Below are 15,806 nucleotides of genomic sequence, written 5' to 3'. Positions count from 1 at the left end.
CCGGAATTATGGAGTAGAGACGGCGAGGAATATCTCGAGCCGGGAGAGATGCCAGCGCGCGAGCGGGCGCCGCCCAGGCCGTGAGCAGGGCGAGAAACAAGGCGGCGGCGCGCTTAGGGCTCGCAATGAAATAATATGACCAACTGGCCGGGGCAATTTTGGAGCGAGACGAGGATCGAGGAGCGAGCATACCCGCAGCGGTATGTGAGTGACGAGAGACGAAGTCGCAGCCCAAAAGTGCCCCGGCCCTTCGGGCAGGCTCATCTTCGGCCGATTTCTTCGTTGCTCGTCGGTCACAATGCGCTGCGGCATTGCTCCCTCCTCGCGCCTCGAAATCAACTCGAATCTGGGCCTGCCAGTTGGTCATATTATTCCATTGCGAGCCCTTAATCATAAGCTCGGTGTATTATATCCTTATTGAAATTAAATTTCAATAACAAACGGCGGCTCCGCGCGCCATTTTAGTAGAATCTCTCCATGGTGCCGCCCCTGCTGGTCAAGAACGCCCTGCGCGTAGTCCTCATGGACGATGCGCGCACGGAGCTCGCGGGCGCCGACATCCTGATCCGGGGCCGCGTGATCGTGGCCGTGGGAAAGGACCTCGAGGAGGAGGGCGCCCGGATCCTCGACGCCCGGGACTGCGTCGTTCTGCCGGGGTTGGTGAACACCCACCACCACCTCTGCCAGGCCCTGACCCGCAGCGTAGCCGCGGTACAGGACGCCAAGCTCTTCGACTGGCTGGTCCATCTTTACGAGATCTGGAAGCATTTAACTCCGGAGGCGGCCGAGACCGGGGCCGAGGTCGGCCTTTCGGAGCTCCTGCTCACCGGCTGCACCACATCCTCGGACCACACCTATCTTTTCCCCAAGGGCCAACCCAACGAACTCATTGACCGGCAAATCGAGGCGGCCCGCAGGCTCGGAATCCGGTTTTCGCCCACCCGCGGCTCCATGTCGGTCGGCCGCTCCCAGGGAGGCCTGCCGCCGGAGGAGGCCGTCCAGAACGAGGAAGAGATCCTCAAGGACTGCGGGCGCCTGGTCAAGGCCTACCACGATCCCGCCCCCTACGCCATGTGCCGGGTGGGCCTGGCTCCCTGCGCGCCCTTCTCCGTGAGCCCCGGACTCATGCGGGAGATCGCGACCGAGGCCAAGCGCTGGAAGGTGCGCCTGCACACCCATCTGGCCGAGACTTTGGATGAGGAGGAGTACTGCCTTCAGCGCTACAAGATGCGCCCGCTTGACTTCATCGAGTCGGTCGGCTGGCTCAGTCCGAGCGCCTGGTTTGCCCACATGGTGCATTTAAACGAGGGCGAGATTCGGCGCTTGGCCAAGGCCGGCGCCGGGGTGGCGCATTGCCCGACCTCGAACCTGCGCCTGGGCTCCGGCATCGCCCCGGTGCGGCGCTATTTGGACGCGGGAATCGCGGTAGGCCTGGGAGTGGACGGCTCGGCCTCCAACGACTCGGGCGACATGCTCGCGGAAGTCCGCCAGTGCCTCCTCATCCACCGCATCAAGAGCGGGGTCGGCTCCATGCCGGCCCGGGATGCCTTGTGGATGGCGACGCGAGGCGGCGCCAGGGTCCTCGGGCGAGACGACATCGGCGCCGTCGCCCCCGGCAAAGCGGCCGACCTCGCCATATTCGATCTGAACAGGGTGGACTACGCCGGGGCCATGAGCGATCCCGTGGCCGCACTCCTCTTCTGCGGGACCGGGCATCGCGCGAAGTGGACCATAGTCAACGGCCGGATCGTGGTGGAGGACGGAAGGCTTTTGACCGCGGATGAAGGCGCGTTGGTCCGCAAAGCCAACGACATCTCGCGCCGGCTCCTACGCTAGAGGCGGAATCCCCAGCTGTTTGCAGATCTTGCGCGCCGCGAAATCCTCCATCTCGGGATGGCGGGTCACCGGCACTTCCTTCTGGGTGGCGGGGTTCTGGAACACCGAGTACTTACCGCCCTCCCTCACGAGCACGCAGCCGTTTTCCGTTAAATGGCGCACCAAATCCTTCCTTTTCATGGCTTTATTTTACCTAATTATTCTCACTCGTAGTGCAGGGCCTCGATGGGATCGAGCTGGGCCGCCTTGCTGGCCGGATATAGGGAGAACAGGAAACCCGTCCCGACCGCGATCGCCAAGGTCAGCAGGAAATGGAAGGGGGTCAGGCTGGAGAAGTCTCGGTCTGCGTTGCGCGAGAGGTACAAAACCCCGGCGGTGCCCAGGCCCAGGCCCGCGACCCCCCCCAGGAAGCCCAAAATCATGGCCTCCACCACGAATTGCCTGAGGATGTCCCCCCGGGTAGCGCCCACCGCGCGCCGGACCCCGATCTCCTTGATGCGGGAGTAAATCGTGGCCAAGGTCACGTTCATGATGCCGATGCCCCCGGCCAATATCGCCACGATCCCGACCGCCAATATCGCGATGACGTACTGGCGCACGCTGTTGAGTATGCCCTGGATCTCGTCCCGGTTGTCCTTGACCTCGTAGTCCTCCTCGCGATGCCGGGCCTTGAGAAGCCCCTCGATGCGGCGCTTGTAGAGCGGGACGGTGGCCTCCTCCCCGGTGTCCACCTGGATCTCGCTCACCGACCTGGGACTGCCGTCGCCTCGTCGGGCCAGAAGCCTCTGGTACGTGGTGACGGGGACCAGCACCGTGCCGCTTCCTCCATAGGAGTTGTGCCCCCAGCGTGGATCCTTGTCCCGGGGAGGCTCGCTCAAAATTCCGATCACGGCGAAGAGATGGTCGCCGATCATCACGGTCTGACCCAGGAGGTCCCGGCGCTTGAGCAGGCCCTCGATGGGCATCTCCCGGAAAAACTTGGCCCACCAGGGCTTCTCGATCCAGCCTCCCGGCTGAATCAAGAGGCAGACCCGGTTTCCCCGCCTCACGTCCTCGGAATTTAGGAATCGGCCGCGCAGTTGATAGACCCAGTCCCGCTTGGACCACTCCTCGGTGACGCCGGTGACCACGAAATCCTCCTTGTAAAATTCCCGGAACCGAAAATGCATTCCCCAGGCCCGCGCCAGTGGGTAGACCATGTAAAGCTCGGGCATGCTCTGGCGGATGGCATCCGCGTCGTCCGAGTTCAAGCCCGCGGAGAGCCCCCGGGAAACATAGTCGCGCTTCTTCTCGATTTCCAGGCGCCCCGGCCCCATGAGCTTAAAATTCTCCGCTACACGCTGGTTGACCCCCTTGATCTGGGCCAAGGTATAGAGGATAGAGGCGACCCCGATAGAAATCGCGAAAAAGCTCAAGAACGACCGCATCTTATGCGACCGTATCTCCAACCACCCCGTCTGCAATGATTCCATGGCGGCTACACCAGCTGGCCATCCTTGATGCGGATTAGGCGGCTAGCACTTTCCGCGATCTGGCGGTCATGAGTGACGAGCACCACGGTCATGCCCTCCCGGTTGAGCTCCCGAAAAAGGGCCAGTATCTCGGCGCTGGAGCTGGAGTCGAGGTTTCCGGTGGGCTCATCGGCCAAGAGAAGGCTCGGCCTGTTGGCCAGGGCCCGGGCGATGCCCACCCGCTGGCGCTGGCCGCCGGAAAGCTCTAGCGGGGTGTGGGTGACCCTGTCCTCGAGGCCCACCTTGGTCAGGAGCTCCACGGCCCTGAGCGCCCGCTCGACCCGGGGCACGCCCGCGTAGCCCATGGGCAGGCAAACGTTGTCGAGGGCGGTGTGGCGCGACAGGAGGTTGAAGGCCTGGAACACAAAGCCGATCTTCTCCCGCCGCAGGCGCGTGCGCTGGTCGTCGGAGAGGTCCTGGCAGGCGTGGCCCATCAAGCTCAGCTCCCCCCCGCTCGGCCGGTCGAGAAGCCCCAAGAGGTGCATCAAGGTGGACTTGCCGCAGCCCGAGGGGCCGGTGATGGCCGCGAACTCCCCCTTCTCGATCTTGAAGCTCACCCCGCGCAGGGCGGTATAGGCGGCGCTGCCCTCCCCGTAGGTCTTCTTCAAGCCCGCGCACTCGATCAGATTCACGATTTCTTGGGCTTCTCCGCCGGCTTCTCGGTGAGAAGCCGGTCCTTGCCCGAGAGGGTCTTGGGGTCCAGGAGTTCTGCATCCATCTCGCTGCGAAGGCCGAGTTCGACCCGGATGCGATCGGGGTTTCCCTTCTTCTTATCAACGTAAACGTAAGTCTTACCGCTCTCCTCGAAAACGGCGGACAAGGGCACGCGGAGAACACCCTTCCTCTTCTCGAGAAGGGCATCCACCCGTGCCGTCATGCCGGGCTTGAGCCTCGGCTCGGCCCGGTCCAGCTCGACCTCGACCTTGAACACCTTGAGCCCGGCGTTATTCTTCTCGGCCTGGGGCGCTATCAAGCTCACGCGCGCCGGAAAAACCTGCCCGTCCAAGGCGTCCACGGTCACCGTGACGGGAAGGCCCGCCGACAGCTTCAAGACGTCCATCTCGTTGATCTGCATGTTGACCACGAGGCGCGAAAGATCGGCCACGGTCATGAGATAGGTCGGGCTCTGCGAATCGAAAAGGCCGGTCAGGTAGTCCCCGATGCGGGGAAATTTCACGTTGTAGTTGTTGTCCGCGGCGGGCACGTAGCGCATCACGGTCCCGGCAAGGGGCGCGCCGACGGTGGAGGGAACGTAGCGTTCGGACTCTGTACGCCCGGGCTGGACCACGGCCAAGGCCTGGCCCTTTTGCACGGCCTGGCCTTCCTTCACCTTGAGCTCGATGACTCGGCCGCTCACCTTGGAGGCCACGTCCACGAACACCTTGGGGGCGATGTCGCCGCTGTCCTTGAAGTGGACCTCGATGTCCCCCTGGCTCGGAGATTCGAAGCCCGCCGGAGCCTTGTCCGCGGCCTTATAGCGCTTGTAGCCGACGCCGCCTGCCAACAGAGCCAGGATGGCGGCGGAGGCGACGGCGGTTTTCCTGCGCTTCAAGTAGAAATGCCTTAGTTTCCCCATAAGGGTTCTCCCACGGCCTGGCGGTATTGGATCCAGCCGAGACGGCTGTCGTGGAGCAGGCGCTCCAGCTCGACCCTGGACTGGAGGTAGTCCTGCCGCGCTTGGGCCAGGCGAATGACGTCGGCGCTGCCTTGGCGGTACTGCTGGGTCACGAGCTCCAGGTTGTCGCGGGCGATGTCCTGACGCTGGCGCCCGAGACGGAAGGAATTCAAGGCCAGGTCGAAATTGATCCGCGCCACGTACACCTCCTCGCGCACCCGGCGGACCAAGGCCTCTCGGTCCTCCCGACTCTTCCTCAGCTCCGCCGCGGCCGAGGCTCGCTCCTGCCATTGGCTAAAGCCGTTGAACCCCGCCGGCAAAGAGAGGCTGACCCCCAGGTAATAGTTCGGGCGCGAGCGGCCGGTGCCGAGGCTCGGGTCCCCGAAGGTCGCGGCCTTGGCGGCGCTCCAATGAGCGGCGGCGCTCAAGGTCGGGAACAGCTTCTGGAGGGCCGAGGCCGCGCTCGTCCGGGCCTGGGCCAGCGCCAACTCGGCTTGGCGCATCTCTGGCCGCTCGAGCACCGCCTTCCTCGCGGAGGCCGGGAACTCCCCGGACAAGGGCTCCGGGGGAACGAGGCTTTCAAGGCGGGACGGCTCCTCGGGGTCGCGGCTTATGAGAACGTTGAAGCGGTAAAGGGACTTGCGGCGCTCGGCCTCCGCCGCGAAGGCGCGCAGCTCGCTCGAGCGCCAGTCGGTCTCGCTTTTGAGAAGGTCGCTCTTGCTCTTCATCCCGTTCTTGTAGAGGTCCTGGGTGAGGAGGTACTGCGCCTTCTGGGCCTCGAGATCAGAGTCGGCCACTTCCTTGAGCCCCTGCTTAAGGGCCAGATCGAGGTAGGCCTTCACCGCCTGCAGGGCCCGGTCCTGCCGGACCTCGTCGAGCCGAGCTCGGGAGAGGTCCCGCGACAGCGCGGCCTGGCGGATCTTGCGCGAGTCGAGAAAGCTGTTGAAGAGGTTGAGCGACAGGCTCGCGTCGTATTTGACGTCCGAGCCGTTAAGCCTCCAGGAGCTGAAGCGGTCGCTATGGAGCGGGTTCTTTCCCCACGGGGCGGCCTGGGCCTCTGCCGATAGGGCGGGAAGCCAGGCGTCGCCCACGGCCTCTTTCCATTTCGCCGAGGCCGCCTCGGCCGCGGCCTCGGCCGAGCGCAGCTCCGGGGAATTTTCGAGAGCCAGGCGGAGGTAGCTCTCCTGGGTAAAACTCGTCTCGGCGCGGCAGGGCCCGGCCAAGGCCGCCGCCAGAACCACAAGCCCAAGAGCCATAGAATTGAATGACAGTATACTTAATTCACCGTATGGAAACTGTCCGCCAAGGCGCCGAACTCCGGCTGGGCGCGGGCGAACGTTCCCGCGGGGGCCGAGTGGACGAGGACGTAGAATCCCGAGCGGACCGGGATGAGCACGAAGGCCTCGCGGCGCCGCTCCAGGGCCGGGCCATGCGCCAGGCGCTCCTCGCGCGAAAGGGAAAATTGATAGGCCCTCCCGCCCTTCCACGGCCGAGGAATCAGAGGCGAGCTCTCCCCCCCGCCCAGGGCCTGCCTTCGGGCGTAGGCCCGCAGGGCGGCAAGGTCATTGCCCCCGGGCTCGAAATAAACGCCTAGAGAGGTCGAGAAGGCCCCGGGGCCGGAGCTCGGCCCGATGAAGGAGACCCGCTGGGCTCCGCCCTGGTTTTCCAGAACTCTCCAGCTTGGCGGCGCCTGGCTGGAAAATGAACCCCGCAAATCCGTGTAGGCCGGTTTTTCGCCGCAGGCAAGAGCTTCCAGGAGAACGCAGACGAACACCCGCGATCCAGCGCGCGCTAGCCGCATCATCGAGTCTTGACTTTAAATTTCAGCAAGGGAAGCCCAAGCAGGACCTCGCCCTGCTGTTTTGCCTTGCCTTCCAAATGGCGCAGCAAATCCGCGCGGACTTTTTTCTTGGCCGCTTCGCCTAAAATATTGAGGATGTAGAAGTGTTCCAAAATTCCCATGAGAGTCCCGGGGGCTCCGCTGATTTTCAAGGTAAAATCCTGGAAATTGATATTGGGGAGGAAGTACCGCGGATCGAAGAGCTCTTGAATCCCCTCCCTGGACTCAAGCCGCGAATCGCCGGTGCGGAAAGCGGCTCCTTTTGAAAGCTCTGTTTTAATGAATTGGGAAATTTCGCTCCCCATCAAGCCGTAGAGCCCGCCCGAGGACGCGTTGCGCCCTACGACGGCCGCGAACGTCCCGCCCGGGCGCAAAACCCTGCGGACCTCGGCCACGACAGGCTCGATGGGGACCATGAGCATCAAGGCTAAGTGGCAGATGACGACGTCAAAACTTCCGCTTGGGAAAGGCAGCTCTTGGGCTCGGGCTTGCAGAAACTCGACATTTTCCCTCCGGAATCTCTCATTCGCGGACCCAACTTCGGAGGCAACCATGTCAACGCCCACGAAGCGGCCTCCCTCTTGCATGCGGCTCAGACATAAAGGGGTGATGTAGCCGTCTCCGCAAGCCAGGTCCAGGACCTCGATCGGTTTGCCTTGGAACTCATCCAAGGCGCTCGCCATGACTTCGTAGGTGTTGGGCCCGAGGTCGGTGGGAAATCCCGCGAAGCATTTCTCCGTCATCCCCGGCGTTTTCCCATGAGCCTGGGCCAAATGGTTCTCCCAATCCTTGTCCGTGGGAGATACTCCCGAGAAAATCTTACGAGAAAAGAGGTTCATGGATATGAGCTCCCATTATACGATATAGTCAAGAATCGCCCTCTTCCGATCATGCCCGGGAAGACTCGGCCCTTGCAATTTCCCGGGGCCCCGTTATACTACCACCCATGTTGATGAAGTTCGCCTCGGTCCTTGTCCTCGCCGGGCTGGCGCCGGCTTGGGCCGAGAAGCTCGAGTGCGACGTGTCCTGGCAGATTCCCGGGCCGCCGATCGAGCGCCAGCAGGACTTGAGCGCCTGCCATGCCTTCGCCGCGACCCGACTCCTCGAGGCCGCGATCCGGCGCTCCTCCGGGAAGGCCGAGATGCTGTCCCCGGCCGACCTCCTGGTCATGAGCACGGTGGGCTCCCCGTGGTTCTTTCGCAGGCTGATGGACCAGGGCGATTTCATCCCCAGGCTCACGGCCGCGGATATCGAAGACGCCTTTAACCATGCCGAGGGCGGAGATTCCCTCTGGGACCTGCGCGTCGCGCTATGGAACGGAGTGGCGCGCCGAAAGACCGTGCCCTTGGGAGAAACCATAGACAATTACCGCGACTGGCGGGATTATACGATCCATAGGCTCCTCGAGCTCCAAAGCCCCACTCGATACGGCCGGCGGGAAACGAAGGCCGAGGTGGACGCCCTCTTTAAGCGCTACCCCACCCTGTCTTTGGCCGTCCGCCTGGTGCTCATGAGCCAAGGCTTCCCGCATAGGGAGGACGAGCTAAAATCCCTCGCGCAAAGCATCAAGCTCGCTTTGCGGGCCCAGGCGATCGCCCATTCCTTCTGGGCGGGGAAACTCGACCCGCGGCAGGATTTAGACGCCCAGCACGACTCCATCGCGGACCTGATACTCGGCCGCAACGACCAGGGCAAGCTGGACGAAATCCTCCGGGACCGCGCCGACGTGCGCAAGGCATACAACTTCGAACATATGCGCATCGTGAAGCTCGCCGGAGGCTCTCGGGTGGACGGCGCCGCCGGCTGGATCAGGCGCCAGCTCTGCGGCAAGCAAGCCGCGCGCCCCGTAGTCTTCGGGATAGACCTTCACGACCTCGACGGTTGGAGGGACGGCAAGGGAGAGCGCTTCAAGCGCGGTTCCTTCCACATATTCGTATTGACCGGCTACGGCAGAAATCCGGAGGGCGCGCGGGTATTCAAGTCCCGCAACTCCTGGGGCCTCAATTACCACGATGACGTGCCCGAAGACGCTCTCAGCAAAATTCCGATCTGGGCCGCCGCGTTGGCGGCGCCCGGAGAGCCGGATTAGTTTATGCTAAAATATAGGAGCCCTAAAAATGGAAGACATCACCCCTCAAGCGCCGCCCGCGCCGGCAGAGCCGCGCAAGCTCGGGGCTTTGCTTAAAGCCAGTTTCGGCCTGGCCAAGGCCGGGCTCGGCGAGACCGCCCTTATCGTTGGGGCCGGGCTTTTGCCCGGTTTCGTTCTCATGAGCGCGGTCATGGCTATGACCGGGCTTACCAGCAAGGAATCCCTGCGCGAGGCCCTCATGGCGGGGCAACTGGGCGCCCTGCTTCTCATCCCCGTGGCCTTAATCAGCAAGATGATCCAAGCCCTGGCCTTCATGGCCCTCATCTTCTCCCTGTACTTCCGCGACAAGGGCGAAGCCCTGGATTTCCAGCAATCCTACTCCTTCTCTTTCCAGCGCTTCTGGCCCTTCGCCCTCACCCAGCTGCGGGCCCTTCTCTACATCGTGCTGGGCTATATTCTCCTCATCGTCCCCGGGGTCATCCTCTCCATCCGCTACTGCTTCGTGCACCTGTCGGTGCTCCTGGAGGGCTACGTGGGACCTGCGGCGCTGGCGCGCAGCAAGCAGATCGCGATCGCGCACATGGGCAAGGTGGTGGGAAACCTCATCGCGGCAAGCCTCGCCGTAATGCTCACCAACATGCTCGTCATGCTCGCCCTCCGCTTGGGCTCGGGCTTGGCTCTGACCGTCCTGCCGCAAAGCCTTTCCTTCGCGGGAGGGCAGGCCGCGAGCTTTATCAGCGAGTGGGCGGGAGGGATCGTGGGAAGCTGGATAGTGGCCTTCTCGATCCTGCTCTACAAGGACCTCAGCGCCTTACATCCGGCCGGGAATTAAACTCCTGGTATAGGATCAAGCCCAGGAACATCCCCAGGATCAGTATCAGCCAGGCCATCACCCGGTTCTGCTCCCTGAGAAGCTCCATAGGAACGCCCAGGCAGGAGACATCCGGGTTCTGGGGCAGGTAATAGACGATAACCCTGTCCTCCACCGCCAGAGACGGGAAGGCGGGATTGCCATAGCCGGCGCGGCCCTCGCCGCTGTAAAGCTTGGACCCGACCAAGAAAGAGTAGCTGACCGAGTCCTTCTCCCCCAGGCCCTTGGCCGTGACCCAACCCTCGACCCAGACCCCGCGGGCCTTGAGGCGTTGGTATTTGGGCCAGTCCAGGCGCAATATCGCCGCCCCCAAACAGACGAGAAGCCCCAAGGCCACCAGGCGCGTCATGGTTCGCATGGCTTTTATAATAGTATAATGGCATCGAATTCATGCGCCCGATTCCATCCAAAAAACTTTCAGGCCTTCCTCCTTACCTTTTTGTCCGGCTCCATGCCCTCAAGCTCCAGGCCCAGGCCGCGGGACTTCCCATCATAGACCTGGGGCAGGGCAGCCCCGATCTTGCGAGCCCCCCAAACGTGGTCGCGGCCTTGAAGGCGGCCGTGGATGAGCCCTGGACCCACCGCTACCCCCAAACCCAAGGGCTTCCGGAGCTGAGAAAAGCCATCGCCGCCTGGTATTCAAGACGCTTCAACGTGGCCCTGGACCCGGAAAAAGAGGTGCTGCCCTTGGTGGGGTCGAAAGAAGGCCTCGCCCATTTGTTCATGGCGCTCCTGGAACCGGGGCAGGGAGTCCTCGTCCCCAATCCCTGCTACCCCGTGCATTACAACGGGGTGATCCTGGCGGGGGGCAAGCCCTTCCTCATGCCCTTGAAGGAAGAGAACGGCTTCCTCCCCAACCTCAAAAAAATCCCGGCCGAGGCCGCGAGGCGCTGCAAGATACTCCTGCTCAACTACCCCAACAACCCCACGGGGGCGGTGCTGGAGGACGCCGGGCTCCTGGAGGAGGCCCTGGCCTTCTCGCGCAGACACGGGTGCCTGGTGGCCTACGACAACGCTTATTCCGAGCTCACCTTCGACGGCTACCGCGCTCCCTCCATTCTCCAGCTCCCGGGAGCGCGCAGGCGCGCCGTGGAGTTCCACTCCCTCTCCAAAACCTATTCCATGGCGGGCTGGCGCATCGGATTTGTCGTCGGCAACGCCGAGGCCATCGCGCACCTCGGGAAATTCAAGGGCTTCCTCGACTACGGCATCCCGAGCTTCATCCAAAGGGCCGCGGTCGAGGCCTTGAACGGCCCCCAAGACTCCATCGCCGAGGCTTGCCGCGTCTACCGCGAGCGCCGGGACGCCTTGGTGGCGGCCCTGGCCGGCATCGGCTGGGAAGTGCCCGCCCCGAGGGCGGCCATGTACCTCTGGGGCCGGCTTCCCGAGGTTGCCCGCAAGAAAGGCTCTCTGGCCTTCGCCGAGAGCCTCATCCTCGAGAAAGGCGTGGTGCTTTCCCCGGGAGTCGGCTTCGGGCCGCATGGGGAAAGCTACATCCGATTCTCCTTGGTGGCGCCGAAGGAGAAGCTGGCGCTGGCGGCCCGGCGCATCGGAGACTTCCTCGCCCGGCGATGACGCCAGAGGCGGCCGCGCGGCTAGGGGGATTCGCCGGGGCCTTCTCGCTTTCGGGGATTTGGGAACGGCTTTCCCCCCGCCGCCCCTTGGCGGCCTCGAGGCTTTTCCGTTGGCGAAGCAACCTCGGCATCCTGGCCCTGGACGCCCTGGCCCTGCGCCTGGGCCTGCCTTTGGTCCTGGCGGATTGGGCCAAGCTCGCCGAGTCCCGCAGCTGGGGCCTCTTCAACCGATTGGATCTGCCGGCGGGGTTTGAGCTCGCCGCGGGCTTCCTGGCCCTCGATCTCGTCATATACTGGCAGCACAGGATTTTCCACCGCGCGCCCATTCTCTGGCGACTGCATCAGGTCCACCACACCGACGTGGACCTGGACCTCACCACGGGGCTGCGCTTCCATCCCCTGGAGATCCTTATCTCCATGGCCATCAAGTTCGCCGCCGTGGCCGCGCTCGGCGCGCATTGGAGTGCCGTGGCCGCCTTCGAGATCGTTCTCAACGCGACATCGCTCTTCAACCACGCCGACATTAACCTGCCGGCGGGGGTTGACCGGACGCTGAGGCTGGTCCTGGTCACGCCCGACATGCACCGGGTGCACCACAGCATGGACGCGGGCGAGACCAACAGCAATTTCAGCTTCAACGTGCCCTGGTGGGACTGGATATTCTCGAGCTACCGCGCCCAGCCCCGGGACGGCCACTTGGAGATGAGCTTGGGCCTTCCCGAACACCGCCAGTGGCGGGCCCAGAGCCTGCTTTGGCTCCTGGCTTTGCCCTTCAAATAGCCCGGCCGCATGAAGATCCGCTGCGACCTCCACGTCAACGGCGGATCGCGCAAGCTCCTCCTGGTCCCCGGCCCCAACGAGACCGGAGAGCACTTGGCCTTGAAGCTCGCCGCCTACCTTTTGTTCTGGGACTGGGAACCGGTCGTCGAGGCCAGCGCCAAGCATCCGGCTTTGGCCGCCCAGGAGTTCATCCCGGACCTCATGGCCTTGGACCAGGGCGGGGAGATACGGCTCTGGGTCGAGTGCGGCCAGGTGAGCCTCCACAAGCTCGGCAAGCTCCTGCGGCGCCTGCCCCAAGCCCGCATCGTAGCGCTCAAAGCCGACGAGCGCCAGGCCCGGCGCCTGCGCAAGGACCTAGGGGACTGTCTCGAACGCTCCAAGCGCGTCGAGATCTGGGCCTGGCCCGAAGGCTCCTTTAAATCCTGGATCGCCTGCGTGGCAGAGAAAACCGAGGTCTACGGCGAGAGCCGAGGGCTCATGCTCAACGCGGTCGTCAATGAGCGCCCCATCGTGGCCGAGCTGAAGAAAGTCTAGGCGCTCTGGGGCTCTTGGAGGAGCACTTGCGTCGGGTAAGCGAGGGATATCCCCTCTTTTTTGAGGCCCTCGATCAGGGCGAAGTGAATCTCCTCTTGGAGGTCCATATAGCGGTTGAAATCCGGGTCCATGACGACATAAACCGCCTCGAACTTGAAGGCGGCCTCCGCGATCTCGTTGAGATGGACCCGCTCCAGGCGCGCCGCGGGCGCTTTCGAGACAATCTCGCGGACAAGCGGCCCCACCCGTCTGATCTTCTCGAGCGGCGTCCGGCGCGAGATCCCCAGGGACAAAGTCGCCCGGCGCTCGCGCAGATAGCGGAAATTGCGTATCTTGGCCGAGGCCAGGAAGGAGTTCGGAAAAACCAGGAGCTCGCCGGAAACGGAACGCACCCTCGTGGTCTTGATCCCGATCTGCTCCACCGTGCCCGAAAAGGAGTCCACCGCGATGGCGTCCCCGACCACGAAAGGCCTGTCGAGGAAGATGGCCATGGCCGAGAAGAGGTCGCTCAGCACCGCCTGGGCCGCCAGGGCCACGGCCACGCCCCCGATGCCCAGGCCCGTGAGCATGGCGGTGATGTTGATGCCAAGATTGCCCAGGGCGAAGAGAAGCGCTCCCACCCAGATCAAAGCGTTGAGGAGGTAAATGATGTTGCGCACCGTGGACTGGGCAATGGCCTGGGCCTGCCCAGGCTCGGGAAGGGCCAGGCGCCGCACCGCGAAAGCGGCCGCGTCCTGGAGCAGGCGCACCGCGCGGTAGGTCAGAACCAGGACCAAGAAAACATAAAGGAAGCGGTGCGCCGAAGCCGGAATCTGGAGGGAGCGAACCGACAGATAGAGGGCCAAGAGAAGCCCCTCCCAAGGCCGGACCTGGGCCAGGTGCTCGACCAGCAAGTCGTCGCCCTCCCAAACGGTTCTCTTGGCCCAGGCCCTCATGCGCCCGAGCGCCGCGCGGCGCAGGACCAGCATGCCAAGCACCAAGGACAGGAAAACCGCGCCAGCGTAGAAGTAGGCGGTCATATGTCCAGCACCATGGACCGCATGATAACAATTTATTTGTATAATCCCAATGTTCAAAAAAAGGAGAGCTATGACCACCGCCACCATGGACTATAAAGTGAAGGACATCAGCCTTGCCGAGTGGGGACAGAAGGAAATAACCATCGCGGAGAGCGAAATGCCCGGGCTCATGGCCCTGCGGGAGGAATATAAAGGAAAGAACCCCCTGAAGGGAGCCCGGATCGCGGGCTGCCTGCACATGACCATCGAGACCGCGGTCCTCATCGACACCTTGGTGGAGCTGGGAGCCTCGGTGCGCTGGAGCTCCTGCAACATATTCTCAACCCAGGACCACGCCGCGGCAGCCGTGGCGAAAGCCGGGGTCCCGGTCTTCGCCTGGAAGGGCGAAAGCTTGGCGGAGTACGACTGGTGCGTCGAGCAGACTTTGCGCTGGCCCGACGGCTCCGGGCCGACCTTGCTCCTGGACGACGGCGGGGACCTCACCAACATGGTCCATGACAAATACCCGGAGCTCTTCAAGGACATCGCCGGCCTTTCCGAGGAGACCACGACCGGGGTGCACCGCCTCTACCAGCGCCATGCCGCAGGCTCGCTCAAGTGCCCCGCGATCAACGTCAACGACTCCGTCACCAAGTCCAAATTCGACAATCTCTACGGCTGCCGGGAATCGCTGATAGACGGCATCAAGCGCGCCACCGACGTCATGGTGGCGGGAAAGGTAGCCGTCATCTGCGGCTACGGCGACGTGGGCAAGGGCTGCGCCCACTCCCTCCGGGGCATGGGCGCGCGGGTGCTCGTGACCGAGATAGACCCCATCTGCGCCCTGCAGGCCTGCATGGAGGGCTACCAGGTCGTCACCATGGAGGACGCCGCGGCGGCCGGAGACATTTTCGTCACCACCACGGGCTGCCGGGACGTGATCCGCCGCGAGCACATGGACAAGATGAAGTCCCAGGCCATCGTCTGCAATATCGGCCATTTCGACCTCGAGATCGAGGTCGCCTCTTTGGAGGACGACAAGAAGCTGCGCAAGGTCAACATCAAGCCCCAAGTGGACCAATACGTCTGGCCCGACGGCAAGGTCCTGACCGTGCTGGCCTCCGGGCGCCTGGTCAACCTCGGCTGCGCCTCCGGGCACCCATCCTTCGTGATGAGCAACTCCTTCACCAACCAAGTCATGGCCCAGGTCGAGCTCTGGGCCAACCGCGGCAAGGGAAAATACAAGAACCAGGTCTACACCTTGCCCAAGGCATTGGACGAGAAGGTGGCTCGCCTGCACCTCAAGAAGCTGGGAGCAAAGCTCACCAAGCTCTCCAAGGAACAGGCCGATTACCTCGGGATCAGCCCCGAGGGGCCCTTTAAGCCCGAGCATTACCGCTATTAATTGGGAAGCCATGAAAACGCTACTGTCCGCGCTGGGGCTCTTCGCGCTGGTGGCTGTCCTTTGGGCCGTGGGGACCTACAACAGCCTGGTCGGCAAACAGGAGGCTGTGAGCGGAGCCTGGGCCCAGGTCCAGAACGTCTACCAGCGCAGGGCGGACCTCGTCCCGAACCTGGTGGAAACGGTCAAGGGCGCAGCCCATTTCGAGAAATCCACCTTGGCCGCCGTAGTCGAAGCTCGCTCGCGCGTGGGCGGCCTCAACGTGGACAAAGGCCTCCTCAACGATCCGGGCCAATTCAAAAAATTCGAGGACGCCCAGGGCGCCTTGAGCGGGGCCCTGAGCCGCCTCCTGGTGGTGGTCGAGAAATATCCCGAGCTCAAGGCCAACGCCAACTTCCGAGACCTGCAGGTCCAGCTCGAAGGAACGGAAAACCGCATCGCGGTCGAGCGCCGGGCCTTCAACGAAATTGCTGTCGCCTACAACACGGCCATCCGGCGCATGCCCGCCGCCTTGATCGCCAACTTCTCCGGCTTCAAGGGGCGCCCCTATTTCGAGGCGGCTGCCCAAGCCCAGCAGGCGCCGCAGGTGAAGTTTGAGGGCTCGCAATGAAATACTATGACCAACTGGCCGGGGCAATTTTGGAGCGAGACGAGGATCGAGGAGCGAGCATACCCGCAGCGGTATGTGAGTGACGAGAGACGAAGTCGCAGCCCAAAAGTGCCCCGGCCCTTCAGGCAGGCCCATCTTCGGCCGAT

The 15,806-nt window shown here is 63.5% G+C and carries 17 protein-coding genes; 8 read left to right on the top strand and 9 right to left on the bottom strand.

Annotation, left to right across the window (positions count from 1 at the left end; all coding sequences use genetic code 11):
- The first annotated feature begins 477 nt into the window (after positions 1-477).
- Complete coding sequence (locus HY921_03930) at positions 478-1,836, top strand: 8-oxoguanine deaminase (GenBank protein MBI5630017.1); 1,359 nt, start codon at positions 478-480, stop codon at positions 1,834-1,836.
- Here HY921_03930 and HY921_03925 read toward each other — a convergent pair.
- From HY921_03925 to HY921_03895, 7 genes are read right to left on the bottom strand one after another with little or no spacing between them, the layout of a single operon-like run.
- On the bottom strand, positions 1,828-2,016 hold the full coding sequence (locus HY921_03925) for a type II toxin-antitoxin system HicA family toxin (GenBank protein ID MBI5630016.1): 189 nt from the start codon (positions 2,014-2,016) through the stop codon (positions 1,828-1,830). The genes HY921_03930 and HY921_03925 overlap by 9 nt on opposite strands.
- Positions 2,017-2,039: 23 nt before the next feature.
- Entirely contained in the window at positions 2,040-3,308 is a 1,269-nt protein-coding gene (locus HY921_03920) for an ABC transporter permease (GenBank protein MBI5630015.1), read from the bottom strand.
- A gap of 5 nt (positions 3,309-3,313) precedes the next feature.
- Positions 3,314-3,973, bottom strand: coding sequence for an ABC transporter ATP-binding protein (locus HY921_03915; protein ID MBI5630014.1), 660 nt, complete (start codon positions 3,971-3,973; stop codon positions 3,314-3,316).
- Positions 3,974-3,975: 2 nt separating this feature from the next.
- Positions 3,976-4,923 (bottom strand): efflux RND transporter periplasmic adaptor subunit, encoded by a 948-nt coding sequence (locus HY921_03910; GenBank protein ID MBI5630013.1) that lies wholly within the window; start codon positions 4,921-4,923, stop codon positions 3,976-3,978.
- Positions 4,911-6,218 (bottom strand): TolC family protein, encoded by a 1,308-nt coding sequence (locus HY921_03905; protein ID MBI5630012.1) that lies wholly within the window; start codon positions 6,216-6,218, stop codon positions 4,911-4,913. Before HY921_03905 ends, HY921_03910 begins: the two co-directional genes overlap by 13 nt.
- Before the next feature lie 20 nt (positions 6,219-6,238).
- Positions 6,239-6,766: a hypothetical protein gene (locus tag HY921_03900; GenBank protein MBI5630011.1), complete on the bottom strand. Its 528-nt coding sequence runs from the start codon at positions 6,764-6,766 to the stop codon at positions 6,239-6,241.
- Positions 6,763-7,641, bottom strand: a complete 879-nt coding sequence (locus tag HY921_03895; GenBank protein ID MBI5630010.1) for a class I SAM-dependent methyltransferase — start codon at positions 7,639-7,641, stop codon at positions 6,763-6,765. Before HY921_03895 ends, HY921_03900 begins: the two co-directional genes overlap by 4 nt.
- A 107-nt stretch (positions 7,642-7,748) precedes the next feature.
- Between HY921_03895 and HY921_03890 the strand changes: the two genes are divergently transcribed.
- Together HY921_03890 and HY921_03885 are read left to right on the top strand one after the other, a co-directional pair.
- Complete coding sequence (locus HY921_03890) at positions 7,749-8,891, top strand: hypothetical protein (protein MBI5630009.1); 1,143 nt, start codon at positions 7,749-7,751, stop codon at positions 8,889-8,891.
- Positions 8,892-8,919: 28 nt separating this feature from the next.
- On the top strand, positions 8,920-9,723 hold the full coding sequence (locus HY921_03885; GenBank protein MBI5630008.1) for a hypothetical protein: 804 nt from the start codon (positions 8,920-8,922) through the stop codon (positions 9,721-9,723).
- On the opposite strand, the gene HY921_03880 is transcribed toward HY921_03885, so the two are convergent.
- The gene (locus HY921_03880) at positions 9,695-10,120 is read right to left on the bottom strand and encodes a hypothetical protein (protein ID MBI5630007.1); all 426 of its coding nucleotides are present in this window, start codon (positions 10,118-10,120) and stop codon (positions 9,695-9,697) included. The genes HY921_03885 and HY921_03880 overlap by 29 nt on opposite strands.
- A 32-nt stretch (positions 10,121-10,152) precedes the next feature.
- On the opposite strand from HY921_03880, the gene HY921_03875 reads away from it, so the two are divergent.
- The 3 genes from HY921_03875 to HY921_03865 are packed head-to-tail and all read left to right on the top strand — an operon-like array spanning position 10,153 to position 12,650.
- Positions 10,153-11,337 (top strand): aminotransferase class I/II-fold pyridoxal phosphate-dependent enzyme, encoded by a 1,185-nt coding sequence (locus tag HY921_03875; protein ID MBI5630006.1) that lies wholly within the window; start codon positions 10,153-10,155, stop codon positions 11,335-11,337.
- Positions 11,334-12,116: a sterol desaturase family protein gene (locus HY921_03870; GenBank protein MBI5630005.1), complete on the top strand. Its 783-nt coding sequence runs from the start codon at positions 11,334-11,336 to the stop codon at positions 12,114-12,116. The genes HY921_03875 and HY921_03870 overlap by 4 nt, the downstream gene beginning before the upstream one ends.
- A 9-nt stretch (positions 12,117-12,125) precedes the next feature.
- Positions 12,126-12,650, top strand: a complete 525-nt coding sequence (locus HY921_03865; GenBank protein ID MBI5630004.1) for a YaeQ family protein — start codon at positions 12,126-12,128, stop codon at positions 12,648-12,650.
- Here the strand turns inward: HY921_03865 and HY921_03860 are convergent.
- Positions 12,647-13,669 (bottom strand): mechanosensitive ion channel, encoded by a 1,023-nt coding sequence (locus tag HY921_03860; protein MBI5630003.1) that lies wholly within the window; start codon positions 13,667-13,669, stop codon positions 12,647-12,649. The two genes, HY921_03865 and HY921_03860, sit on opposite strands and share 4 nt — an antisense overlap.
- A gap of 70 nt (positions 13,670-13,739) precedes the next feature.
- Here HY921_03860 and HY921_03855 point away from each other — a divergent pair, with 70 nt between their 5' ends.
- Both HY921_03855 and HY921_03850 read left to right on the top strand, forming a co-directional pair.
- On the top strand, positions 13,740-15,053 hold the full coding sequence (locus HY921_03855; protein MBI5630002.1) for an adenosylhomocysteinase: 1,314 nt from the start codon (positions 13,740-13,742) through the stop codon (positions 15,051-15,053).
- Positions 15,054-15,063: 10 nt separating this feature from the next.
- Positions 15,064-15,660, top strand: coding sequence for a LemA family protein (locus HY921_03850; GenBank protein ID MBI5630001.1), 597 nt, complete (start codon positions 15,064-15,066; stop codon positions 15,658-15,660).
- Positions 15,661-15,806: the final 146 nt, after the last annotated feature.

The organism is Elusimicrobiota bacterium (genome assembly GCA_016218575.1).
Lineage (GTDB): Bacteria > Elusimicrobiota > Elusimicrobia > UBA1565 > UBA9628 > JACRDN01.
Note: the sequence above shows the minus strand (reverse complement) of the source record. Positions and strands in the feature narration are given on the sequence as shown.